Genomic DNA, 23,248 nt, shown 5'->3' on the forward strand with positions numbered 1-23,248 from the left:
CGCATGCCAGAACGCCGTACCGTCGCCCTTGTCACTCTCGGCTGCGCACGTAACGAGGTGGACTCGGAGGAGCTCGCAGGCCGCCTGGCGGCGGATGGCTGGGACCTCGTCGAGGAAGCCGCCGACGCCGATGTCGCGGTCGTCAACACCTGTGGCTTCGTCGAAGCCGCCAAGAAGGACTCCGTGGACGCGCTGCTGGAGGCGAACGACCTCAAGTCGGCCGCGCGGGACGGGGAAGGCAGAACGCAGGCCGTGGTGGCCGTGGGCTGCATGGCCGAGCGGTACGGCAAGGAACTTGCCGAGGCACTGCCCGAGGCGGACGGCGTCCTCGGCTTCGACGACTACGCCGACATCTCCGACCGGCTCCAGACGATCCTCAGCGGCGGCGCGCACACATCGCACGTTCCCCGCGACCGGCGCAAGCTGCTGCCCGTGAGCCCCGCCGAGCGCCAGAGCGCCTCCGTGGCGCTGCCGGGCCACGGCGCGGGCGCCGGAGCGGGAGCCGGCTCCCGCGCGGGCGCCGGTGTGGAGGGAGCCTCACCAGCCGCTTCGCCGGCCGAGTCGGCCCCCTCCGACCTGCCCGCGGGCCTGGCGCCCGCCTCGGGACCGCGCGCCCCCCTGCGGCGGCGGCTGGGCAGCAGCCCGGTGGCTTCCGTGAAGCTGGCATCCGGCTGCGACCGGCGCTGCTCGTTCTGTGCCATTCCCTCTTTCCGGGGCTCCTTCATCTCCCGGCGGCCCGCCGACGTGCTGGGCGAGACGCGCTGGCTGGCCGAGCAGGGCGTGCGCGAGGTCATGCTCGTCTCCGAGAACAACACCTCCTACGGCAAGGATCTGGGGGACATCCGGCTCCTGGAGACCCTGTTGCCCGAGCTCGCGGCCGTTGACGGAATCGAGCGGATCCGGGTCAGCTACCTCCAGCCCGCCGAGATGCGGCCCGGCTTGATCGAGGTCCTGACCGGCACGGAGAAAGTCGCCCCGTACTTCGACCTGTCCTTCCAGCACTCGGCGCCCGGAGTGCTGCGTGCGATGCGCCGCTTCGGCGACACCGACCGCTTCCTGGGACTCCTGGCCGAGATCCGGGCCAAGGCGCCGCACGCGGGCGTGCGCTCCAACTTCATCGTCGGCTTCCCCGGCGAGAGCGAGCAGGACCTCGCCGAGCTGGAGCGCTTCTTGACCGAGGCGCGGATGGACGCCATCGGGGTGTTCGGATACTCGGACGAGGACGGTACCGAGGCCGCCGGCTACCAGGACAAGGTCCCGCAGGACGAGGTCGCCGAGCGTCTGGCGCACCTCTCCCGGCTGGCCGAGGAGCTGACCGCCCAGCGCGCCGAGGAGCGCGTCGGGGAGACCGTACGGGTGCTGGTGGAGTCGGCCGACGAGACGGAGGGCGTCTGGGGGCGGGCCGCACACCAGGCTCCCGAGACCGACGGACAGGTGCGCCTGGAGCCCTCCGGCGGCCCGGCCACACCGCGACAGCCCCTGGTCGTCGGTCGTATGGTCGAAGCACGGGTGGCTGCGGCCGAAGGTGTGGATCTGGTCGCCGAGCCGCTCCAGCCGGCGGGCACGGGGGTGAGCGCCGGTACGGTCGGCCGACCTCGCCAGGTGAGTGAGGAGGCGCGCGGATGACGGGAGTCCCGGCCTCCGCCGCGGGGCGCGGTCCCGTCGCGAAGCCGAAGGCGGCAGCTGTGCGGCAAGTGAGTCTGTGGAACATCGCCAACATCCTCACGATGGTGCGGCTGCTGCTGGTGCCCGGCTTCGTGCTGCTCATGGTGGCGAACGGCGGGCATGACCCGGCCTGGCGCTCCTTCGCGTGGGCCGCCTTCACCGTCGCCATGATCACGGATCTGTTCGACGGTGAGCTGGCGCGCAGGTACGACCTCGTCACCGACTTCGGCAAGATCGCCGACCCCATAGCGGACAAGGCGATCATGGGCGCCGCGCTGATCTGCCTCTCGGCGCTCTCCGACCTGCCCTGGTGGGTCACCGGAGTGATCCTCTTCCGCGAGCTGGGCATCACCGTCATGCGGTTCTGGGTGATCAAGCACGGGGTGATCCCCGCCAGCCGGGGCGGCAAGCTGAAGACCCTCGCGCAGGGCGTTGCCGTCGGTATGTACGTCCTGGCGCTGACCGGGCCGCTGGCCACGCTGCGCTGGTGGGTGATGGCGGTGGCGGTCGTGCTGACCGTGGCCACCGGGTTCGACTACGTACGCCAGGCCGTCGTGGTGCGGCGGGCCGGGCTGGCGGCGCAGCGCGAACTGGCGGCAGGGGGAGAGCGGGCGGCCGGGGAAGAGCCCGCGACCGGAGGGGAGTCCGCCACCGGAGGAGAGCCGGCTGCCGACGGAGCGCGGGACGAGCAGGCGGGGGCGGAACGGTCATGATCACAGAGGGTTCGCGGGCATCCGGAGTGCTCGCGGTGCTCACTCAGCGTGGTGAAACGCTTGCCGCTGCCGAATCCCTCACAGGCGGTCTGGTCGCCGCGGAGATCACATCTGTCCCGGGAGCATCAGGAGCGTTCCGTGGTTCGGTCACCGCATACGCGACCGAACTGAAGAGGGATGTACTGGGCGTGAACGGGGCACTCCTAGAGGAGCGGGGTGCGGTTGACGCCGAGGTCGCACGTCAGATGGCGCGGGGCGTGCGGGAAGCACTGGGCGCCGACTGGGGCGTCGCCACAACAGGAGTGGCGGGCCCTCAGCCCCAGGACGGCCGGCCCGTCGGAACGGTGTACGTCGCGGTCGCGGGACCCGGCGTTCCGCCGGTCGCGGAGCTGCTCCAGCTCGAAGGGAGCCGGAGCGGCGACCGAGCCGGTGAGAACGGTGAGGAAGCCGGTGACCGGGTGCGTGCTGGGATCCGTACGGAGAGTGTTCAAGGGGCTTTGGAGCTGCTCTACAAGCAACTGATCGAGAATGCCGGGGAAAGGACGGGGAACAGACCGGGGGGAATGGATGTTTGCAGCCCTGAGTGAACACGACATCGCTCCCCGCACGGCTGCGGGCCGAGGCGGTACGGTGGAGCCTGAAGGAGTCGGGGCCAACTGGCCGTCCCGATACAGGCTGTGGAAGACGCCGCGCGTTGAGAGGGAGGAGCACCGATGATTCTGCTCCGTCGCCTGCTGGGTGACGTGCTGCGTCGGCAGCGCCAACGCCAGGGTCGTACCCTGCGCGAAGTCTCTTCGTCCGCCAGGGTCTCGCTCGGATACCTCTCCGAGGTGGAGCGGGGCCAGAAGGAAGCTTCATCCGAACTGCTCTCGTCGATCTGTGACGCTCTCGATGTACGGATGTCCGAGCTGATGCGGGAGGTCAGCGACGAGCTGGCACTCGCGGAGCTGGCGGAGTCCGCCGCGAGCGACGCCGTGCCCGCCCCGATGCGGCCGGTCTTGAACCCTCTCTCGGTCACCTCCGTGACCGGAGTGCCCGAAGAGCGCGTCACGATCAAGGCACCCACCGAAGCCGTGGACGTCGTCGCGGCCTGACCGCCCGACGACGCTCGTGGCCCAGGTGGCCCCGCCGGACGGGCCGCTGGTCCGACCGGGTCGGCCCCGATCCGGAGATGGCCCGTTCGCTCCGGCGCCCATGGGCGGACCGGTGTGCGGGCAGAGGCACGAGGTAACGGGCAGACGTACGAGGTACGAGAAGCGACAGGTCCCGCCGGGAAGCTCCGGCGGGACCTGTCGCGTATCGCGGACCGCCTCGTCGTCTGGCCGGGCAGGGTGTGCCGGCCGGTGTGCTGGGGGGAGCGCCCGTGACGTGGGATAGCGGAGAGTCAGGTGAGCCGGAGCGGGTGCCTGCTACCAGGGCATGGCCACTCCGCCGTTGGGGCGGAGGATCTGGCCGGTGGTGAACGACGCGGCATCCGAGGCCAGGTACAGCACGGAGTGGGCGATCTCCTCGGCCTCGCCCACCCGCCCCAGCGGTGCCATGCGGGCCGACGCGGTCTCGGCCTGCCGCTGGGATGCCTCATCGTCCCGCGCGGTCATGGGCGTGCGCACCCAGCCGGGCGCGACCGCGTTGACCCGGATGCCGTGCCGGCCCACCTCCGACGCGAGCGTCTTGGTGAGCTGGACGACGGCGGCTTTGGCCGCGCCGTAGCACAGCAGCCCGGGGGCGCCGGTGTCGATGGCTCCGGAGGCCATGGTCACGATGCTGCCGCCGGTCCCGGCGGCGATCATGCTGCGGGTGGCCTCCTGGCAGGTGCGCAGGACTCCTTTGAAGTTGATGTCCAGCACGCGGTCCAGATCCGCCTCGTGGGTCTCCAGGACGCTACTGCGGTGCATGATCCCGGCGATGGCCGCCGCGATGTCGAGTCTGCCGCCGGTACGGACGGCCGCCTCGACGGCCTCGGCGAGCGCGGAGCGGTCGGTCACATCGAGCGGATGGGCGTGCGCGGTCCCGCCGGCGCGGGTGATGAGGGCGGCGGTGTAGGCCAGACCCTCCTCGTCGCGGTCGGCGCAGTGTACGGCGGCGCCCGCGTGGGCGAGCAGCACCGCTGAGGCGCGGCCGATGCCGCCGGCGGCGCCGGTGACGAGGGCGGTCCGGCCGGTCAGGTCGTACGCCGTGACGGTCATGGGGAAAGACCGTACGAGCAGAACTGACGGGCCGTCAATTGTCTGGTGGGCCCGGCTGGCAGTGCGGGCAGTACCAGATGGTGCGGATGCGTTCGGAGGGCCCGTAGTGGCCCGTGCGTACGGGGGTGCCGCATCGATAGCAGGGGCGGTGCTCACGTCCGTAGACCGCCAGATTCCGGTCGGCACGGCGGCCGTTGGTGGTGCGCCGTACCTTGCGGTCCTTGTTGGCCTCCAGGAGCCGCTTGGCCACGGTCAGCAGCCGGGAGGGGAGGTGTGGTGGCAGCGAACCCACGGGTGTCCAGGGGGAGGTGCGGGCGAGAAAGCACAGCTCGGCCGCGTACACATTGCCGATTCCGGCGAGGTTTCGCTGGTCGAGCAGCGCCTCGGCCAAGGGGCGGTCAGGGTCCTGGAGCAGCCGCCGTTCGGCCTCGGCCGGGTCCCAGCCGGGGCCCAGCAGGTCAGGGCCGAGGTGTCCGACGACGGAGAACTCCTCGGCGGTACGCACCAGTTCGAGCACCGGCAGGCGGTATCCGGTCGCGGTGTGGCGGTCGGTGATCAGGACGGCGCGGATCTGGTGAGCGGGACCGGAGCCGCCGAGCAGGGGCGGGGCGGTACGCGGGGTGCCCGGTCTTCCAGGTGTGTCCGGCTGCCGGGCCGCGGGCGGCGGGTTCTCGGTCAGGCGCCAGGTGCCCTCCATTCCGAGGTGCGAGTGCAGCGTCAGGCCGCCTTCCAGGCGGGTGAGGAGGTGCTTTCCTCGCGGTGCCACCTGCAAGACGGTGCGGCCGGAGAGATCGACGGCTGCCAGGCGGGGCACCCTGAAGTCCGTGCGGACCAGCGCGTGGCCCGCCAGCGCCGCGTCCAGGGCGTGCGCCGTACGCCAGACCGTGTCTCCTTCGGGCATGCGCCCATGGTCGCAGGGCGCACTGACATCGGCATGTGGCCGGCGCAGGGGTGCGCTGAGACGGGCGTGCGCCGATCCGGGCGGTAGTGACGTGGGGCGCGTTGACAGCGGGGACCGTGGCGCGGTGCGCGACGGCCGGTCGTGAGGGGTTTGTTGTCTTCGAGGCTTTCAACAGGGGCTGAACTCAGGGATACGATCCCGCCATGGGCCAGTGGGGATACGAACGACAGCACGACGCGCTTGAAGTGGACGGAGCGGATGAAGCGCACGACTTCGACTGGGACGAAGAGGAACTGCGGGATCGCATCGACGACCACTTGGACAGGTGGCAGCCGGTGCTCCCCGACCTCGACCGGGACGTCGAGGGTTCCGTCACCCGGATCCAGCTGCTGAGCGACCATCTGCGCTGGGTGCGGGAGAAGTCACTGACCGAGATCGGGCTGCACCGGCACGAGTACGACACCCTGCACGCGCTCGTGGGCCGCGACGGCAGCGCCACCGATGTATATCTCGCGTCGGACATGGGGCTGCCCCCCAGCTCCTTGACGGGGCGTTTGGACGGGCTGGAGGAGCGCGGGTATGTGCGGTGCGCCTCCTCGGATGTGGACCCCGAAAGCGTCGAGGTCACGCTGACCGACGAGGGGCACGCCGCGTGGCTGGCGGCGATAGACGCTGTGGGGCACGAGGAGTACCGCCTGCTGAGCAGCCTCGACTCCGATGAACGGCGGCTGATCGCGGGACTGTTGCGGAGGATGATGCTGAAGGCCGAGGAGTACGACGCGGAGTGACGGGCGCCAGGCTCGCGCCGCCTCCTGGTGTTCGAGGACGGGGGGCCGACGGAGAGGCCGGCGCGGTTCGCCTCACCGGCCGCCGCGCAGGGCCCTACGTGGCGCGCAGCCGCAGGCCGCGAGGGGTGGGGTGGAAGCCGGCCGACTCCAGGGCCGCGCTGAGGGGTGAGGAGAGCGCGGCTGTCCCATTGACCCGTTCGACCGTGACGGTGCCCAGCGCGCCCCTGCGGGCCGCGCGGGCAAGGGCCTCGACGGCGGCGGCGATCCGGGCGGCTCCCGCATCCGCGTCGTAGCCGTACGATCCGGCAGCGGCGCCCTCCGCCGGGCTGGAGCCCGTGCTTCCGCCGTCCGGATTCGGCGGTGCCTCGGGGCCGTTCGCCCAGGCAAGCATCGTCTTGCCACCGCGTTCGACATACAGCGTCAGGGCGCCGTCCACCAGAACGACGAGGGAGCCCGCCTTGCGGCCCGGCTTGTGGGTGGCGCCCTGCGGGGGCGCCGGCCAGGGGAGTGCCGCGCCGTAGGCGTTCGCCGGGTCGGCCGCCGCCAGCACGAGCGCACGCGGCGCAGAACGGCCGGGCCCCGGAGCGCTTTCGCCCCCGTCGCGTTCCTTCGCCGTGCTCACCGCGCGCAGCCGGTCGACGGCTCCGTCCATCGCGAACTGGGCGGCGCCCAGCCCCTCGACGACGTACCCGCGACGCGCCTGGCCGCTCTCCTCGAAGACCGACAGCACGCGGTAAGCGGCGGAGAAGCCGCCCTCGACGCCCTCGGCCGCAACCGCTCCGCGCGTCACCACCCCGTGCCTGTCCAGCAGTGTGCGAGCCAGCGCGTGGGCCCGGTGGGTGGGTTCGCTTTCGGGCGCGGGCAGCAGGGACCAGCGCCCGGCGACGGTCGGCGGCGCCTGGTGCGGCGCCCGGCCCGGTGCGCGGCGGCCCGCACCCGTGCCCGCCGCGACTGCGGCGGCGGTGAAGGAGCCGTAACGCCCGCGCGGCGCGGGCCTCTTGGCGCGGTGCGCCGTCGAGCCGGCCGTGCGACCCGAGCCGAGGAGGGCCCGCAGCGGGGCGAGAGTGTCTCCGGTGACGCGGCCCGACCACACCAGGTCCCACAGGGCCTCGGCGAGCTGCGGATCCGTAGCCTCCGGATGGCCGCCGCTGCCGTCACGGCCGCCTCCGCCGCGCACGCGCTCGGCGATCTGCCGGAAGAAGAGGCCGTAGCCGCCCTCCAATGCGGCCAGCACCGCCTGGTGAACCGGCGTCAGCTCCAGTGGATGCGGTGGCGGCAGCAACAGCGGTGCCGTTTCGGCCGGATACAGCGAAAGCCAGCCGTCTTTGCCCGGAAGCGCGCCGGCGCCCGCCCAGACGACCTCCCCCGAGGCGGTCAGCTCATCCAGCATCGGCGCCGCGTAGTCCGCCACCCGGCCCGGCAGGACCAGCTTTTCCACGGCGGAGGCCGGGACAGGAGCGCCTTGGAGCTGCTCCACGGTGCGCAACAGGCCCTCGACACCGCGCAGACTGCCGGTGCCCAGATGCTGCCACTGCGGGAGGAACGCGGCCAAAGCGGTCGGGGCCACCGGCTCCAGCTCATGCCGCAGTGCGGCCAGCGAGCGGCGGCGCAGGCGGCGCAGCACGCCCGCGTCGCACCACTCCTGGCCGACCCCGGAAGGGTGGAACTCGCCCTGCACCAGCCGCCCGCCGGCCGTCAGCCGGTGCAGCGCCCCATCCGCCACGGCCGTGCCCAGCCCGAACCGGGAGGCGGCGTCGGCGGAGGTGAACGGGCCGTGTGTGCGGGCATAGCGCGCGAGCAGATCGCCCAGCGGGTCGGCCACCGGCTCGGTGAACGCCTCCGGTACGCCGACCGGCAGCGCGGCCCCCAGCGCGTCCCGCAGCCGGCCGGCGTCCTCGATCGCGGCCCAGTGCTCCTGGCCGGCCAGGCGTACCCGGATGGCGCGGCGGGCCGACTCCAGCTCCGCGGCCCAGGCCCGCTCGGCGCCGCGCTCGGTCAGCTCCGCGGTGGTGAGCGGGCCCAGCAGGCGCAGGAGGTCGGCCACGCCTTCGGCGTCCTTGACGCGGCGCTCTTCGGTGAGCCACTGAAGCTCGCGCTCCAATTCGTGGAGCACATCGGCATCCAGCAGCTCGCGCAGCTCGGCCTGGCCCAGCAGCTCGGACAGCAGCCGGGAATCCAGCGAGAGGGCCGCGGCGCGGCGCTCGGCCAGCGGGGAGTCGCCCTCGTACAGATACTGCGCGACATAGCCGAACAGCAACGAGCGTGCGAACGGCGACGGTTCAGGGGTGGTGACCTCCACCATCCGGACGCGGCGGGATTCGATGTCACCCATCAGCTCGGTCAGGCCGGGCACGTCGAACACGTCCTGGAGGCACTCACGGACGGCCTCCAGAATGATCGGGAACGAGCCGAACTCACCCGCCACTTGAAGCAGCTGCGAGGCGCGCTGCCGCTGCTGCCACAGGGGCGTGCGCTTGCCCGGGTTGCGCCGGGGCAGCAGCAGCGCGCGCGAGGCGCACTCGCGGAACCGGGCGGCGAACAGCGCCGAGCCGCCGACCTGGTCGGTCACGATCTGCTCGATCTCTCCCTTGTCGAAGAGCACATCGGAGACTCCGAGCGGGGGCTGGTCGGGATCGACCGGCAGATCGCGCGCGGGAGCGGGGCCCCCGGAAGGGGCAGCACCCCGTGCGGGAGCGGCCCTTCCGGCGGGACCGGAGCGGGATTCCCCGGCCCCCGTGAGAGACGCCTCGGCCGCTGTGAGAGGAGCCGGATCCTCCTCGAAGCCGAAAAGGTCGAGGCCCATCAGTTCGGCGTCGGGCAGGCGCAGCACGAGTCCGTCATCCGCGTGCATGACCTGTGCGTCCATGCCGTAGCGCTCGGTCAGCCTGGCGCCGATGGCCAGCGCCCAGGGGGCGTGGACCTGGGCGCCGAAGGGGGAGTGCACCACGATCCGCCAGTCGCCCAGTTCGTCGCGGAAGCGCTCGACGACGATCGTCCGGTCGTCGGGGACATGGCCTGCGGCCTCGCGTTGTTCATCGAGATAGGCCAGAAGATTGGTGACCGCCAGCGCGTCCAGACCAGAGGCCGCGAGCCGCTCCTCGGCCCGCTCGCGGGTGAGGGAGCCGATCTCCCGCAGAAAGGCGCCCAGCGCCCTGCCCAGCTCCAAGGGCCTGCCCAGCTGATCGCCCTTCCAGAACGGCAGTCTGCCGGGCACCCCTGGCGCCGGGGTGACCAGCACTCGGTCGCGGGTGATGTCCTCGATCCGCCATGTCGTGGTGCCCAGGGTGAAGACGTCGCCCACGCGGGACTCGTAGACCATCTCCTCATCCAGCTCGCCGACCCGGCCCCCGCCCTTCTTCGGGTCGGCACCGGCCAGGAACACCCCGAACAGGCCACGGTCGGGAATGGTGCCCCCGGAGGTGACCGCGAGCCGCTGCGCGCCGGGCCGGCCGTTGACCGTGTTCGCCACCCGGTCCCACACCAGGCGGGGGCGCAGCTCGGCGAACGCGTCGGAGGGGTAGCGGCCGGCGAGCATGTCCAGCACCGAGACGTACGCCGACTCAGGGAGGGCGGCGAAGGGCGCCGCGCGGCGCACCAGAGCCAGCAGCTCATCCACGTCCCAGGTGTCGGCGGCGGCCATGGCCACGATCTGCTGTGCGAGGACGTCCAGCGGGTTGGAGGGGACGCGGAGCGCCTCAATAGCGCCTTCGCGCATCCGTTCGGTGACCACGGCGGACTGCACCAGGTCGCCGCGGTATTTCGGGAAGACCACCCCTGCGGAGACGGCGCCGACCTGGTGGCCGGCCCGGCCCACGCGCTGGAGCCCCGAGGCGACCGAGGGCGGCGACTCGACCTGGATGACCAGATCCACGGCGCCCATGTCGATGCCCAGCTCCAGGCTGGAGGTGGCCACCACCGCCGGCAGCCGCCCCGCCTTCAGGTCCTCCTCGACCTGTGAGCGCTGCTCTTTGGAGACCGACCCGTGGTGCGCACGGGCGAGCAGGGGCGGGGCGCCCGTGACGGCGCCCGCATTGCCCATCAACTCCGCCGGGGAGTGGTCCTCGGGCATCGGTTCGCCGGTGGCCCGCTCGTACGCGATCTCGTTCAGCCTGTTGCACAGCCGCTCGGCCAGGCGGCGGGAGTTGGCGAACACGATGGTGGAGCGGTGCTCCTGGATGAGGTCGGTGATCCGCTCCTCGACGGACGGCCAGATCGACGGCTTGCCACCGCCGCCGGGGCCGCCGGACGAGGGCCCCGCCGCGTCCTGCGCCGGTGAGCTGCCCAGCTCGCCCATGTCCTCCACCGGGACGACGACCGAGAGCGCGAACTCCTTGCCGGAGGCGGGCTGGACGATCGCCGCGTTCCTCCGGGGGGAGAGGAAGCGGGCCACCTCGTCGACCGGGCGTACCGTCGCCGACAGGCCGATGCGGCGCGCGGGACGCTCCAGGAGCTGGTCGAGCCGCTCCAGGGAGAGTGCGAGATGCGCGCCGCGCTTGGTACCCGCCACCGCGTGCACCTCGTCCAGGATGACGGTCTCGACGCCCGCGAGCGCGTCCCTCGTGCTGGAGGTCAGCATCAAGAAGAGCGACTCGGGGGTGGTGATCAGGATGTCCGGGGGGCGGCGGGCCAGGGACCTGCGCTCCGTCGCCGGGGTGTCACCGGAGCGGATGCCGACCTTGATCTCCGGCTCGGGCAGCCCGAGCCGGAGCGACTCGTGCCGGATGCCGGTCAGCGGGCTGCGCAGGTTCCGCTCCACATCCACCGCGAGGGCCTTGAGCGGGGAGACGTAGAGCACCCGGCAGCGCTTGAGAGCGTCGGCGGGCGGCGGAGTGGCAGCCAGGGCATCCAGCGAGGCGAGAAAGGCCGCCAGAGTCTTGCCCGAGCCGGTCGGGGCCACCACCAGCGCGTCCGACTCCTCGGTCAGGGCACGCCAAGCCCCCTCCTGCGCGGAGGTGGGCTCGCTGAAGGCACCCGTGAACCACGCACGAGTCGCTGGTGAGAAGGCGTCCAGCGCCGATGTCCGACCCATGCCCCCCATCGTGCAGCACGGCACTGACAGCGGCTCCGGGAGCGGCCCGGGGGTGGTGGGGAGCGGCCCGGGGCCCGGCCCGCGCGAGGTCGGGCCGGGGGAGCGCCGGTTCCAGGAGCCGGGGGCCCGGATCCTGCCTCCTGGAACCGGCGCCCGGGAGCCGGGAGGACCGGGCGCCTCCAGACAATGGGCACATGACCGCTGGGGAGAGCGCGCGCTACTGGCAGTCCCCGGAACTGCCGCATGTGGATCTGCTGCGCGCCCGCTACATCGAAAAGACGTTCACCCGACACACGCACGAGGCGTATGTGATCGCTGCCGTATCCGAGGGCGTGGAGGCGTTCCACCACGGCGGAAGCGTGCACTACGCGCGGCCGGGAACACTCGCCCTGATCAACCCTGACACGACGCACACGGGTCACGCCGGGGTGCCCGAGGGCTGGCGCTACAGCGTCCTCTACCCCGCTCCCCGGCTCGTCGCGGACATCGCCGCGGAAACGACGACCATCCGGGGAACTCCGGGATTCGTCAGGCCCGTCGCCGAGGACCCGGTCGCGGCGCGCTACGTCCACGCGGTGCACCGCGCCGTCGAGGAGGGCAACGGGCTGGCCGCCGACAGCCTCATGCGTGTCATGATCGCCCGCATCCTGCGGGAGCACGGCGGACCACTGCCCCGGCGCGTCCCGCGCACCGCAGGCGCGCTCCACGCGCGGCGGGCGCGGACCGTTCTGGAGGAACGGATGGCGGACCCGCCGTCCCTGGAGGAACTGGCGAGCGAACTGGGCACCGGCTCGTTCGCGCTGCTGCGCGCGTACCGCGCCGAATACGGTATGCCGCCGCACACCTGGCTGACCGACGCCCGGGTGCGCAGGGCGCGCACGCTCCTGGACCACGGGCATACCTCGGCGGAGGCCGCCACCGCGGTGGGCTTCACCGACCAGTCGCATCTCACGCGGCACTTCGGCCGCGTGATCGGTGTTCCGCCCGGCGCCTACCAGCGCGGTCGCGCAAAAACGTACAAGACGCACTGACGTGCGAGTTTCTAGTGTGACGCCGTGCCACACCAAAGAGAGACCTTCGACCCTCCGGAGGCCCGGGACACCGTGGCGGCCTCCCCCGCACCGGATGAAGCCACTCGGGACGCGAAGCCGGATGCCGCACGGAAACACACACCGGATGAGGCGGCCACCGCGCCCGGCGCCGTACCCGGTGAGGCAGGCGGACCGGACCAACCGGGCAGCGGGGTCCGTGATCCGCGAGAGGGCGACCGCGCCGTCATCCGGGACGCGCTGGGCGTCGGCGTCGCCGTCGGGCTGTCCGGCTTCGCGTTCGGAGTGACCTCGGCCGGTGCCGGGCTCAGCGTCGCGCAGACCTGCGCGCTCAGCCTCTTCGTGTTCACCGGGGCCTCGCAGTTCGCGCTCGTCGGCGCGCTGGCCGCCGGAGGAGCCCCGCTGACGGCCGCGGTGGGCGCCTTCTTCCTGAGCGCCAGAAACGCCTTCTACGGGCTGCGCCTGTCCGCCCTGCTCGGGCTGCGGCCAGGGGCGCGTCTCGCGGCGGCCCACTGGGTGATCGACGAGACCACCGCCGTCGCGCTCGCCCAGCGGAGCCGGCATGCCGTCAGGCTCGGCTTCACCGTCACGGGCGCCTCGATCTTCACCCTGTGGAACCTCACCACGCTGTGCGGCGCCCTGGGTGCCGAGGCGTTGGGGGACACCGACGCGTGGGGCCTGGACGCCGCCGGCCCCGCCGTCTTCCTCGCGCTGCTCGCCCCCATGGTCCGCACCGGTGTGGAGCGGGCAACTGCCGGACTCGCCGTCGTCTTGGGCCTTGGCCTGCTGCCGGTACTTCCCGCCGGAGTGCCGGTACTGGTAGCGGCGCTGGCCGCGCCCGTGGTGCTGCTGGTACACGGCTGGGCACTGCCTCGTGGCCGGGCGAGGAAAGAAGAAGCCGACCGGATGGAGGACGAAAACGTGTCCGCGCAGGACCCACACCCACACCGGCACCGGATGAAGGACGAAAACGGGCCGGGCCAGGAGCGGCAGGCGAAGAAGGGGGGCTCCCGGTGAGCGTGTGGATCGCGATCGGGGCGACGATCGTCGGCTGCTATCTGGTGAAGCTGCTCGGCCTGTCGGTCCCCGCAGGAGCGCTGGAACGACCACTCACCAAGCGGCTGGCAGCTCTGCTGCCGGTGGCGCTGCTGGCCGCGCTGATAGCGCAGCAGACATTCAGCGAGGAGGCCGCGCTGACCCTCGACGCCCGTACGGCCGGCCTCTCGGCGGCTGCCGGCGCGCTGTTGCTGCGCGCTCCCTTCCTGGTGGTCGTAGCGGCTGCCGTGCTGGTCACCGCGGGTGCCCGGGCGCTGGGTTAGACGCCTCCCCGCCCTCACGCGGCGTCCGCCGGTCCCGGTCGGGTGGACGCCGCGTGAGAGGTACGCCTGGAGCTGGAGCAGGAATCGGACCAGGACGGGGAGGGACGGGCGTGGCGGGTGGTTCCGTTTCCGGAGCGCACTGAGGAACCTCGCCTCAGAGCCGCCCGTAGGCGCGCAGGGTCAGCAGCGCCTCCAGGGTCACCAGGGGGCGCCCCTCCAGCTCCGTCCCGGGGGCCCAGCGGCGCCAGGTGATGTTCCAGCCGCCGTCCTCCTGCTGGCGGCGCAGCAGGTGGTCGAGGCCGCGCTCCAGCTCGTTCTCGGTGAACCAGCGCCGGGCCAACGAATCCGGGGTGTGCGCGAAGTCGGTCACGTAGTGGTGCTCCGTGGACGCGTAGCCCTCCGGGACGGGGAAGTCCTCCTCGTGATCCGGGTCTGTGACGGCCAGCCGCTGCTCGCGCACCAGTGTGCCCAGATGGTCGGCGGCGGCCTCGGCGCGTCGCCTGTCGGGGACTCCGTCCAGGAAGGCGAGCGCCGCGCGCACCTCGTAGGGGTGGGTCTTTTCCAGGGACTCGATGGTGTGCCAGCAGTAGTCCGTCGCGCGGAACAGCCAGGCGTGCCAGACGCTGTTGCGGTGCAGCGTGCCGACTACCGGGCCGGTCGCGAGCAGGGCACTCGGCGGGGAGTCCACGACCGGGATCCAGGGCGCCGCCGGATACCCGCGCAGCGACGGGTGCACGGCGGGCAGCGCGCCCTCCGAGGTGGAGACGGCCGTCAGGTAGCGCCCGATGCGCTCCACCCGCTGTCCGGAGCAGCGCCCGATGTCGTCCAGCACGTGGAGGGCAGCTGCCGTGTGCAGCGGCTGGCTGACCGGGCCGCGCAGGTCGGGCTCCAGTGCGTGGCCGTAGCCGCCATCGGCGTTGCGGTAGGCATCGAGGGCGGTCTCGACGGTGTCGGGGTCGCCGTCCAGGAAATGGTGTTCGAAGCGCCGCTGCTCCAGCACGCGCGCCGTCAGCCAGATGAAGTGTTCGGCACGGGAGAGAGGAGTCGATCCAGAGGGAGCCATCCTCCGACCGTAGGCGCGCGCGGCGGCCGGGTCACGGCCACGGACTGGAGCCAACCCGGAGGGCGGGATAATGGACGCATGCGGTTGACGGTCTTCTGGGAGCGAATGGCGGATCACTTCGGTGAGACGTACGCCGATTCCTTCGCGCGCGATTACGTGATGTCCGAACTCGGCGGCCGGACCGTTCATGAGGCGCTCGCGGCCGGCTGGGAGGCGAAGGACGTCTGGCGGGTGGTGTGCGCGGTGATGGGCGTTCCTGCGAGCAAGCGCTGAGCCGGATCCGCGGAGTGGCGCTGAATCATGTCCGCGGAGCGGCGCTGAGCCGGAGAACGCGGCGTTCCAGGGCCTGAACTGCCGGCGGCTCCAAGGTGCGGCCACCCGCAGTCCGATGTCCGGCGCCGCGGCCGGGAGGGCCGGAGTCCGGACGGGCCACGGAGCGCGGCGCTCCTGCCGGGGATGGGGGGCGGGGACCCGGTCCGGGGGCCGAGGTCCGCTACCGCACGGTGGCGCCGGTGGCGGGTCCGAGGCTCCCGACACGAGCGAGCCATGAGCGGGTGTTTTGTCCCGGAGCGCGAAACTTGCCCGATGGGTGCATCAGACGACGGCGGCCGGGACGGCCAGAGCGAGGGGCGCGGTCACGACCGGGAAGAGACCGGTCCCAGCGAGGGGCACCTTCACCGCCGCGAAGGGAGCGGACGCGAAGACGCGGACGTGAACGCGGCATTGCCCGGTGGCCCCGCGGCGGGGGCGTCCCGGATGCCCCGCTGGCTGCCGCGGGCCTTCGCACTCGCGCTGGCGCTGGTCGGTGCCTACCAACTCCTCGGCTGGGCCTTTCTGAGGACTCTCGGGCTGCTGCTGAACGTCCTGATGGCGTTCTTCCTGGCGCTGGCCATGGAGCCCGCGATCGATGGCCTCGCCCGGCGGGGGATGCGGCGCGGTCCGGCGACGGCCGTGGTCTCCCTGGTGGTGCTGGTCGCCGGGGCGGGCTTCTTCGCCGCTCTCGGCTCGCTCCTCGCCGACCAGATCACCAGGATTGTCGACAACCTGCCCGCCTACGTCAGTGACGTCATCAGCTGGATCAACGCGACCTTCCACACCCGTCTCGATGCCCACAAGCTCCAGTCGGATGTCATCCACTCCGACTGGGTGCGCGGCTCCCTGCGCAGTGGAGCGCAGAACGTGTGGGGGATCTCGGCGACCGTGCTGGGCGGGGTCTTCCAACTGTTGACGGTGGTGTTGTTCACCTTCTACTTCGCGGCCGACGGGCCCCGGCTGCGGATGGCACTGTGCTCGATGCTGCCCCCGGCACATCAGGCGGAGGTGCTGCGGGCGTGGGAGATCGCGGTGGCCAAGACCGGCGGCTACATCTACTCACGGGCGCTGATGGCCCTGATCTCCGGAGTGGCGCACTACGTCTTCCTCCTGCTGCTCGGGGTGCCCTATGCGGCGGCGCTGGCGGCCTGGGTGGGGGTGGTCTCCCAGTTCGTGCCGACGGTGGGCACGTATCTGGCGGGGGCGCTGCCGATGCTGCTCGCGTTCACCGTCGATCCCTGGTCCGCGCTGTGGGTACTGGCGTTCGTCGTCGTCTACCAGCAGTTCGAGAACTATGTGCTCCAGCCGCGTATCACCGCCAGGACCGTGGACATCCACCCCGCTGTCGCCTTCGGATCGGTGATCGCGGGTACCTCGCTCCTGGGAGTGGCGGGCGCGTTGATCGCGATCCCGGCGACGGCGACACTCCAGGGATTTCTGGGCGCTTATGTGAGGCGCTACGACGTGACGGACGTCCGCGCCAGGCGGGGTTCGAGGGGTGAAAAGGGCCCCCGGCGGCGGTGGCGACGCCGCTCCTGAACCCCTGCTCTACCCCCGTGACCTGCTGGTTTCCTGGTTATCCACAGGTTGGAGGGGTGACTTGACGCAGAAATCGAACATCGATTCTTATGGGTGTTCCGGCGAGCCCGACCACTCGGGCCGGGGCCGGAGGAGCGCGGGTCCGGGCCGAGCGGCCGGACCGATTGTCAGTGGCAGGCGCTAGCGTCGTTTGACGTGAAGCGATCGACTCAAGCAACCAACCGGGTGGCCCCCATGGCAGGAACCGACCGCGAGAAGGCACTCGATGCCGCTCTCGCCCAGATTGAACGGCAATTCGGCAAGGGCGCCGTGATGCGCATGGGCGAGCGGCCCAACGAGCCGGTCGAGATCATCCCCACCGGTTCGACCGCCCTCGACGTCGCCCTGGGCGTCGGCGGCCTGCCACGCGGCCGGGTCGTGGAGGTCTACGGCCCCGAATCCTCCGGTAAGACCACCCTGACCCTGCACGCGGTGGCCAACGCGCAGAAGGCCGGCGGCACGGTCGCCTTCGTGGACGCCGAGCACGCCCTGGATCCCGAGTACGCCAAGCGCCTCGGGGTCGATACCGACGCACTGATCCTCTCGCAGCCGGACAATGGCGAGCAGGCCCTCGAAATCGTCGACATGCTCATCCGTTCCGGCGCGCTCGACCTGATCATCATCGACTCGGTGGCCGCGCTGGTTCCCCGTGCTGAGATCGAGGGCGAGATGGGCGACTCCCATGTCGGCCTCCAGGCCCGGCTGATGAGCCAGGCGCTGAGGAAGATCGCCGGTGCGCTCAACCAGTCCAAGACCACCGCGATCTTCATCAACCAGCTCCGCGAGAAGGTCGGTGTCATGTTCGGCTCGCCGGAGACCACCACCGGTGGCCGCGCGCTGAAGTTCTACGCCTCCGTGCGGCTCGACATCCGACGGATCGAGACGCTGAAGGACGGCACCGACGCCGTCGGCAACCGCACCCGCGTCAAGGTCGTCAAGAACAAGGTCGCGCCCCCCTTCAAGCAGGCCGAGTTCGACATCCTCTACGGCATGGGTATCAGCCGCGAGGGCGGACTGATCGACATGGGTGTGGAGCACGGCTTCATCCGCAAGTCCGGTGCCTGGTACACCTACGAGGGCGACCAGCTCGGCCAGGGCAAGGAGAATTCCCGCAACTTCCTCAAGGACAACCCCGACCTCGCCAACGAGATCGAGAAGAAGATCAAGGAGAAGCTCGGCATCGGCGTGCAGCCGGAAGAGCCGGCCGCTGAGCCCGGGGCGGACGCCGCGGGGAGCGCGACCGACCCGGCGGCCCCGGCCTCGGCAGCGGGCACTCCGGGCGAGGGCACGGACGCGGCGGCCAAGACCGTCCCGGCCCCGGCGGCCGGCAAGACAGCCAAGACGAGCAAGGCCACCAAGACCGCCGCGGCCAAGAGCTAGTCCGTGACGCGGCGCAGCGACTGGCCGGAGTACGAGTACGCGTACGAGCAAGTGCACGCGGAACGCCACGGTTCTTCGGCCGGTTCGGGCCGGACCGAGGGGCCGGCGGCCGATCACCAGGACGGCGGTGATCCCGCTTCGTCGAGGGCCGGAGCGGGATCACCGCATGCGCCTCGCAGCTCACGGGGCGGGCGGGGGAGACAGGGCCGCCCCGAAAAGGGGGAGCGGGGCGGCCGGGCACAGGAGCCGCAGGACCCGGTGGAGCGGGCCAGGGCCATCTGCCTGCGACTTCTCACCGGTACCCCGCGCACCCGACAGCAACTCGCGGACGCGCTCCGGAAGCGGGAAGTGCCCGAGGAGGCGGCAGAGCAGGTGCTGGCCAGACTCGAAGAGGTCGGCCTCATCGACGACGGTGCCTTCGCTGCCGCGTGGGTGGAATCCCGGCACCACAGCAGGGGCTTGGCCCGTGGCGCGCTCGCCCGTGAGCTGCGTACCAAGGGCGTGGAGTCCACGGTGATCGACGAAGCGGTCGGCCAACTGGACTCGGAGCGCGAACAGGAGACGGCCCGCGCTCTGGTGGAGCGCAAGCTGCGCTCCACCAGGGGCCTGGAAAGAGACAAGCGGCTGCGGCGCCTGGCCGGAATGCTGGCTCGCAAGGGCTATTCGGAAGGGCTCGCGCTGAGCGTCGTCCGGCAGGCGCTGGAGGAGGAAGGAGAGGACCCGGAGTCGCTTGAGGAGCACCTGCCCGGCATTTAGACGGTGGCGGTCTGCCGGTGGCGGCCTATGGTGACATTCCGCCGGGATCCTTGTGTTTTTTCGCTGCCCCGCTCCCGCTGTTCGTCGGCGGAGACGAGGGGCGGGTCGCCTTGGGGATGCTGTCACCCGGGCTCGTCCTCAGCCTCAGCGTCATCGCCGTGGTCTCCGTCGGCGCGCGGAGGTTGGCGGTGCGTGGGGCCGGTGGCGGCCGGGGGCACGTGGCTGGTTAGCCGGCCCGCCGTGCCGGTGTCCAGGGGCGTTGGGGCGGGCGGGCTCGCGTTGGTCCGCCCCGGTATCCCATCGCGATGACAGGCCGCAGGTGTCGGCGGCGGGCCCCTCAACGTGCGCCATCGGAGCCCCTGTTGAGTCCTCCGCCGCTCGCCCTTTCGATCTGCCGGCCGGTGCCACCGCGCACGGCCTCCGCGCAGGTGCGCAGTTCCGTGGTGCGGCCGGCGGGGACGGCGGCGGCCAAGTGGCCGTCGGCGCGGACGGCCAGCACCGTATGGGCCGCGGCTTCCGGGTAGCTCTCGGCCACCAGCAGCGTGGCGCGCAGCGGCAGTTCGGCAACCAGCGCGGCCAGCTCGGGCATCATGCCCGCCGACAGCCAGTGGCGGCTGTCCCACACTCCGGTGCCGGGCGCCACCAGCACCACCAGCAGTTCGCCGCCCGGGCCGCCCAGCCAGTCACGGAGTCTGCCCCGGGCGCCGTCGGACGCGGTGACCGGCACATCGTGTACCGGGGCGCCCGGGGCCGTGCCGACGGGCACTCCGCTCACCGAAGCGCTCGGAGGTGCCAGCGGTGTGCGCGCGTACGCCGGGGGCGCTCCGATGAGCCCGCGACCCAGATGGCCGTCGGTCAGCAGTCCGAGATGCGAGCGGGCGCCCCCGCCGGGCAGCAGGGCGCGCAGTCCGCCCCCGCGCCGTACCACAGCGATTGCCTGGTCCACGGAACGCAGCCGGTGGGCGAGGGCGCCGCGCCGCTCCGTCTCGTAGCTGTCCAGCAGCGTGTCTGCTGCGCCGTGGTGGCCGTCGTGCCAGGCGATCGCGAGCTTCCAGGAGAGGTTGGCCGCATCCCGCAGCCCTTCGTCGATGGACTGCACACCCAGCGCGCCTGTCAGATGTGCGGCGTCCCCCGCGAGGAAGACGCGATCTGCGCGCCAGTGCCTGGCCAGCCGCTGGTGCGAGGTGTGCACCCCGGTGTCGACCAGTTCGTACGCGCCGATGCCGCCTCCCGCACTGCCGCTGCCCCCCACACCACCGAGGCCGCCCCCCGCGCTACCGGCGCCGCGTGCGCCCCCGCCCGCCCCTGTGCCCCGGTTCGTCCTGGCGCCGCTGGTGGGGGACGTACCCTTGCGGGGGCCGTTGGGGCCGTATGTGAGGGCTTCTTGGGACCAGACCGACAGGGCGTCGCCGACGCGCTCCAGCATTTCCTCGGGTGTCACCAGGCCCCCGCGCGGCGCCAGCAGCCAGTCCAGGCGCCACAGTCCTTGGGGGAGCGGGCGGGCCGTCACCTCGCCCGGCGTCCCGCCCGGGTCCCGGTGCAGCAGAGCGGCTCCCGCGCCGCCCCACTCCCACCCCGCCGGCTCACCCGAGCGCCCGAACCCGCCTTCCCCGGCCCGCCTGGACTCCCTGGCCTCCGCCTCTTCCCGGTCTGCCCTCTCACGGTGCCCGCGTTCGGGACCGTGACCGGGGCCCGGACCGCGCCCGGCCTCTACACCGGTACCGAGTACGAACGCTCCACCGGCCCGTCCCGAGGGGCCGGGCTCAAGAGCCGCGACCGGGCCGTGCGGCGCTCCGCCCAGGCCCTGGGGCCCACCCCCGTTCCCGTTCCCGACCCCGGCCCGGATCGCGGTGAAGTTCTCGTCCTCCCAGGGGAGCCGGACGCGCAGGGTCGCGACCGCGTGCCGTTCGACGGCGGTCCTGCCGGGGAAGCGGACACCGAGCAGCTTGCGGACCGTGGAGCGTGCTCCGTCGCAGCCGACCGCGTAACTGCCGCGCCACCAGGTGCCCTGCGGACCGCGGGTGTGGGCGGTGACGCCGCGTGGGTCCTGTTCCAGGACGTCCACATGGCTGCCGGTGACGATCCGGGCGAGCTTCTCGTGCTCCAGCGCGGTGCGCAACGCGCGCTCCAGCGCGTGCTGTTCGATGTGCACAGGCGCCTCGTCCGGTGCCAGATCGACTCGTTCGACGAGCTGGGCCCGCCGCTGGGTCCGCCAGGAGCGCCAGCGCAGCCCGGGAAGCGGCGGAAGCTGGGCTACGGTATCCGGGCGCAGCACGCATGTGCGGGCCGCGCGGGGCGGCGTGCTGCCGTCGGTCGCGTCCAGGACGACGGAGGGTACGGAGTGCCGGGCGAGGGCAAGGGAAAGTGCGAGTCCGGCAGGCCCGGCGCCTACCACGATCACCGGGTCCACAGCGGGGAGACCTCACAGCCCTGGTGGTGCTGACGGGGGCCTGGGTTCGCTGTTCTTGGAGCCTGGTGCACGATCACGATCGTATGCAACCCACTGCCTGAGCGGGCGTCAAGTGAGGCCCGGGAACGGCGAACGGCCGGAGACCGGGGGGCACGGGGGCCCGCTGTCTCCGGCCGTACGCCGGTTCGTTCACATCCGCATGCCGGTTGTTCCGTATCCGTATCCGTATCCGTATGCGGGTCGGTCCGGTCCGCATACGGGTCGGTCCGGGGACGCACGCCGGGTTGTCCGCCGAACCCACACAGCTCAGGCGCACGGACCGCACACATTCCGGGAGCATGCCCGCGGACGGCCCTCGAAACACAGGCGGTGTTTCCAGGGGCCGTCTTCGGCCACTGTTTCGGTCACCGCCCGGTCACCGCCCCCGCGGCCGTCCTACGGCTCCGAAGGCACCGTCTCCTTGAGCTCCTTCGCCTTCGCGGGCACGATGCCCACCTTGGAGCGGCGCCCGCGCCGCTCGATCCAGTTGGCCAGTGCGGCCAGGAGGAGGCAGAGCGCGATGTAGATCAGGCCGAAGACGATGACCGTCTGCACGATCGGGTAGGTGCCGCCCACCGGGGTGTTGTTGGCGATGAGCCGCGCCGAGTAGAGCAGTTCCGGGTAGAGGATCATGAAGCCGAGCGAGGTGTCCTTCAGGGTGACCACGAGCTGGCTGATGATCGTCGGCAGCATGGACCGGACTGCCTGCGGGAACAGGATCGTCGCCGTCACCTGCGTCTTGCGCAGCCCGATGGCGTAGGCGGCCTCGACCTGTCCCCTGGGCACGGCGTTGACGCCGGCCCGCAGCACCTCGGCCTGCACACAGCCGTTGTAGATGGTCAGGCCGAGCACGAGCGCCCACATCGGGGTCATGTCGCCGATGATGCCGACCCACAGGGCGAAGATCGTGATCAGCAGCGGGATCGACCGGAAGAGGTCGATGAAGACGACCGCCACCCAGCGCACCGGCTTGTGGTCGGACAGCCGCGCGACGCACAGGATCACCGCGAAGACGAGCGAGAGAACGCCCGCCAGCGCGAAGACCTTCAGCGTGGAGAGCAGCGCGTCGAGAATGTTCTCCCGGATGCCCGCGTAATTGAAGATGTCCCAGAGTTCACCCTCGAACTGCCCCTTGTCATAGAGCCGGATACCGGCCCATGCGGCGATTCCGAGCAGCGCGAGAACCCCGACCACGGTGTAGACGATATTCCGCGCCCGTGCCTTCGGGCCCGGTGCGTCGAACAGGACGTTCGCACTCATCGGGCCACCTCCAGACGGTTTTCCAGCAGCTTGAACAGGCCGCTGATGGCGTAGGTGATGACGAGGTAGCCGATGGTGATCCAGATGAAGAGGACGGCGATGTCGTAGCCGTCGTTGTTCAGCGTCTTCCCGACGTTGAACAAGTCGACGTTGTCGAAGGCTCCGGCGATTGCCGTGTTCTTCGTCAGGGCGATGAATATGCTGCTCAGCGGCGGTACCACGGAGCGCGTCGCCTGGGGGAGCACCACGATCCGCATGGTCTGGGTGAAGGACATGCCGATCGCGCGGGCGGCCTCGGCCTGGCCCAGCGGAACGGTGTTGATACCTGAGCGCACGGCCTCGGCGACGAAGGCCGAGGTGTAGAAGCCGCAGGCGAGGACCGCCAGCACGAAGGAATTGATGCCGGGGAAGAGCACCTTGGGCACCACGAAGAACGCCACGAGGAAGAGCAGCGTCAGCGGGGTGTTCCGCAGCACCGTCACCCACATCGTGCCGAAGAACCGCAGCGGCGGTACGGGCGAGACCCGGAAGCCGGCGATCACCAGGCCGAGCACCACGGCGAGCAGGCCGCTGACGACGGTCAACGACAGCGTGCCGAGGAATCCCTCGCGAAACAGCGCGAGATTGTCGAGCAGTACGTTCATGAATTCTCCGCGAGGAATCGCGTCGGAACGGCAGGGAAGACCGACGGGGCGGGAAATGGAACCGGGAACCGGCCCGCCGCGCGGACGGGTTCACGGCGTGCGCGCCGCACGGCTACGGCAGGCGCCCCGCTCCGCGCGGCTCGTGCACCGGGGAGC

19 protein-coding genes are annotated in these 23,248 nt (G+C 71.6%); 12 read left to right on the top strand and 7 right to left on the bottom strand.

The window, feature by feature from the left end:
* Positions 1-3: 3 nt before the first annotated feature.
* From rimO to ABD339_RS21990, 4 genes are all read left to right on the top strand, one after another.
* The gene (rimO, locus tag ABD339_RS21975) at positions 4-1,626 is read left to right on the top strand and encodes a 30S ribosomal protein S12 methylthiotransferase RimO (protein ID WP_344568132.1); all 1,623 of its coding nucleotides are present in this window, start codon (positions 4-6) and stop codon (positions 1,624-1,626) included.
* Entirely contained in the window at positions 1,623-2,378 is a 756-nt protein-coding gene (pgsA, locus tag ABD339_RS21980) for a CDP-diacylglycerol--glycerol-3-phosphate 3-phosphatidyltransferase (RefSeq protein ID WP_344568133.1), read from the top strand. Before rimO ends, pgsA begins: the two co-directional genes overlap by 4 nt.
* Entirely contained in the window at positions 2,375-2,965 is a 591-nt protein-coding gene (locus tag ABD339_RS21985) for a CinA family protein (RefSeq protein ID WP_344568134.1), read from the top strand. The genes pgsA and ABD339_RS21985 overlap by 4 nt, the downstream gene beginning before the upstream one ends.
* A 126-nt stretch (positions 2,966-3,091) precedes the next feature.
* Positions 3,092-3,472 (top strand): helix-turn-helix domain-containing protein, encoded by a 381-nt coding sequence (locus tag ABD339_RS21990; protein WP_019360111.1) that lies wholly within the window; start codon positions 3,092-3,094, stop codon positions 3,470-3,472.
* A 315-nt stretch (positions 3,473-3,787) separates the two neighbouring features.
* Here the strand turns inward: ABD339_RS21990 and ABD339_RS21995 are convergent, their stop codons facing one another.
* Both ABD339_RS21995 and ABD339_RS22000 read right to left on the bottom strand, forming a co-directional pair.
* Positions 3,788-4,564, bottom strand: a complete 777-nt coding sequence (locus ABD339_RS21995) for an SDR family NAD(P)-dependent oxidoreductase (protein WP_344568135.1) — start codon at positions 4,562-4,564, stop codon at positions 3,788-3,790.
* A gap of 34 nt (positions 4,565-4,598) precedes the next feature.
* A complete protein-coding gene (locus tag ABD339_RS22000) occupies positions 4,599-5,465 on the bottom strand; it encodes an Fpg/Nei family DNA glycosylase (RefSeq protein WP_344568136.1) in 867 nt (288 codons plus the stop codon).
* Between the two features lie 203 nt (positions 5,466-5,668).
* Between ABD339_RS22000 and ABD339_RS22005 the strand changes: the two genes are divergently transcribed.
* A complete protein-coding gene (locus tag ABD339_RS22005) occupies positions 5,669-6,253 on the top strand; it encodes a MarR family winged helix-turn-helix transcriptional regulator (protein ID WP_344568137.1) in 585 nt (194 codons plus the stop codon).
* A gap of 94 nt (positions 6,254-6,347) precedes the next feature.
* Here ABD339_RS22005 and ABD339_RS22010 read toward each other — a convergent pair whose 3' ends face one another.
* The gene (locus ABD339_RS22010) at positions 6,348-11,291 is read right to left on the bottom strand and encodes an Lhr family helicase (protein WP_344568138.1); all 4,944 of its coding nucleotides are present in this window, start codon (positions 11,289-11,291) and stop codon (positions 6,348-6,350) included.
* Between the two features lie 185 nt (positions 11,292-11,476).
* Between ABD339_RS22010 and ABD339_RS22015 the strand changes: the two genes are divergently transcribed.
* The 3 genes from ABD339_RS22015 (at position 11,477) to ABD339_RS22025 (ending at position 13,650) form a co-directional block, all read left to right on the top strand.
* Entirely contained in the window at positions 11,477-12,313 is an 837-nt protein-coding gene (locus tag ABD339_RS22015) for an AraC family transcriptional regulator (protein ID WP_344568139.1), read from the top strand.
* A gap of 72 nt (positions 12,314-12,385) precedes the next feature.
* Positions 12,386-13,348: an AzlC family ABC transporter permease gene (locus tag ABD339_RS22020; protein WP_425576062.1), complete on the top strand. Its 963-nt coding sequence runs from the start codon at positions 12,386-12,388 to the stop codon at positions 13,346-13,348.
* Positions 13,345-13,650, top strand: coding sequence for an AzlD domain-containing protein (locus tag ABD339_RS22025; protein ID WP_344568140.1), 306 nt, complete (start codon positions 13,345-13,347; stop codon positions 13,648-13,650). Before ABD339_RS22020 ends, ABD339_RS22025 begins: the two co-directional genes overlap by 4 nt.
* Positions 13,651-13,804: 154 nt before the next feature.
* Here the strand turns inward: ABD339_RS22025 and ABD339_RS22030 are convergent, their stop codons facing one another.
* On the bottom strand, positions 13,805-14,713 hold the full coding sequence (locus ABD339_RS22030) for a hypothetical protein (protein WP_344568141.1): 909 nt from the start codon (positions 14,711-14,713) through the stop codon (positions 13,805-13,807).
* A gap of 78 nt (positions 14,714-14,791) precedes the next feature.
* Between ABD339_RS22030 and ABD339_RS22035 the strand changes: the two genes are divergently transcribed.
* The 4 genes from ABD339_RS22035 to recX all read left to right on the top strand — a co-directional run bounded on the left by ABD339_RS22035 (position 14,792) and on the right by recX (position 18,739).
* Positions 14,792-14,986 (top strand): DUF3046 domain-containing protein, encoded by a 195-nt coding sequence (locus ABD339_RS22035; protein WP_344568142.1) that lies wholly within the window; start codon positions 14,792-14,794, stop codon positions 14,984-14,986.
* A gap of 483 nt (positions 14,987-15,469) precedes the next feature.
* Positions 15,470-16,564 carry an AI-2E family transporter gene (locus ABD339_RS22040; protein WP_425576063.1) on the top strand — a complete coding sequence of 365 codons (1,095 nt, stop codon included), beginning with the start codon at positions 15,470-15,472 and terminating at the stop codon, positions 16,562-16,564.
* A 234-nt stretch (positions 16,565-16,798) separates the two neighbouring features.
* Positions 16,799-17,983, top strand: a complete 1,185-nt coding sequence (gene recA / locus ABD339_RS22045; protein ID WP_344568144.1) for a recombinase RecA — start codon at positions 16,799-16,801, stop codon at positions 17,981-17,983.
* Positions 17,984-17,986: 3 nt separating this feature from the next.
* Positions 17,987-18,739, top strand: a complete 753-nt coding sequence (gene recX, locus ABD339_RS22050) for a recombination regulator RecX (protein ID WP_344568145.1) — start codon at positions 17,987-17,989, stop codon at positions 18,737-18,739.
* Between the two features lie 337 nt (positions 18,740-19,076).
* On the opposite strand, the gene ABD339_RS22055 is transcribed toward recX, so the two are convergent.
* The 3 genes from ABD339_RS22055 to ABD339_RS22065 form a co-directional block, all read right to left on the bottom strand.
* Entirely contained in the window at positions 19,077-21,149 is a 2,073-nt protein-coding gene (locus ABD339_RS22055) for an FAD-dependent monooxygenase (protein ID WP_344568146.1), read from the bottom strand.
* Positions 21,150-21,584: 435 nt separating this feature from the next.
* Entirely contained in the window at positions 21,585-22,448 is an 864-nt protein-coding gene (locus ABD339_RS22060) for an amino acid ABC transporter permease (protein ID WP_344568147.1), read from the bottom strand.
* Positions 22,445-23,092 (bottom strand): amino acid ABC transporter permease, encoded by a 648-nt coding sequence (locus ABD339_RS22065; RefSeq protein ID WP_344568148.1) that lies wholly within the window; start codon positions 23,090-23,092, stop codon positions 22,445-22,447. Before ABD339_RS22065 ends, ABD339_RS22060 begins: the two co-directional genes overlap by 4 nt.
* Positions 23,093-23,248 lie beyond the last annotated feature (156 nt).

Source organism: Streptomyces axinellae (assembly GCF_039532135.1).
In the GTDB taxonomy this organism is placed as follows: Bacteria; Actinomycetota; Actinomycetes; order Streptomycetales; family Streptomycetaceae; genus Streptomyces; species Streptomyces axinellae.

Excerpts from the sequence above, each read along its gene's own strand:
- ABD339_RS22000 (WP_344568136.1), bottom strand. The coding sequence starts at position 5,465 with ATGCCCGAAGGAGACACGGTCTGGCGTACGGCGCACGCCCTGGACGCG.
- ABD339_RS22030 (WP_344568141.1), bottom strand. The coding sequence starts at position 14,713 with ATGGCTCCCTCTGGATCGACTCCTCTCTCCCGTGCCGAACACTTCATC.
- recA (WP_344568144.1), top strand. The coding sequence starts at position 16,799 with ATGGCAGGAACCGACCGCGAGAAGGCACTCGATGCCGCTCTCGCCCAG.
- pgsA (WP_344568133.1), top strand. The coding sequence starts at position 1,623 with ATGACGGGAGTCCCGGCCTCCGCCGCGGGGCGCGGTCCCGTCGCGAAG.
- ABD339_RS21985 (WP_344568134.1), top strand. The coding sequence starts at position 2,375 with ATGATCACAGAGGGTTCGCGGGCATCCGGAGTGCTCGCGGTGCTCACT.
- ABD339_RS22040 (WP_425576063.1), top strand. The coding sequence starts at position 15,470 with ATGCCCCGCTGGCTGCCGCGGGCCTTCGCACTCGCGCTGGCGCTGGTC.
- ABD339_RS21990 (WP_019360111.1), top strand. The coding sequence starts at position 3,092 with ATGATTCTGCTCCGTCGCCTGCTGGGTGACGTGCTGCGTCGGCAGCGC.
- ABD339_RS22035 (WP_344568142.1), top strand. The coding sequence starts at position 14,792 with ATGCGGTTGACGGTCTTCTGGGAGCGAATGGCGGATCACTTCGGTGAG.
- ABD339_RS22065 (WP_344568148.1), bottom strand. The coding sequence starts at position 23,092 with ATGAACGTACTGCTCGACAATCTCGCGCTGTTTCGCGAGGGATTCCTC.
- ABD339_RS21995 (WP_344568135.1), bottom strand. The coding sequence starts at position 4,564 with ATGACCGTCACGGCGTACGACCTGACCGGCCGGACCGCCCTCGTCACC.
- ABD339_RS22015 (WP_344568139.1), top strand. The coding sequence starts at position 11,477 with ATGACCGCTGGGGAGAGCGCGCGCTACTGGCAGTCCCCGGAACTGCCG.
- rimO (WP_344568132.1), top strand. The coding sequence starts at position 4 with ATGCCAGAACGCCGTACCGTCGCCCTTGTCACTCTCGGCTGCGCACGT.
- ABD339_RS22010 (WP_344568138.1), bottom strand. The coding sequence starts at position 11,291 with ATGGGGGGCATGGGTCGGACATCGGCGCTGGACGCCTTCTCACCAGCG.
- ABD339_RS22005 (WP_344568137.1), top strand. The coding sequence starts at position 5,669 with ATGGGCCAGTGGGGATACGAACGACAGCACGACGCGCTTGAAGTGGAC.
- ABD339_RS22060 (WP_344568147.1), bottom strand. The coding sequence starts at position 22,448 with ATGAGTGCGAACGTCCTGTTCGACGCACCGGGCCCGAAGGCACGGGCG.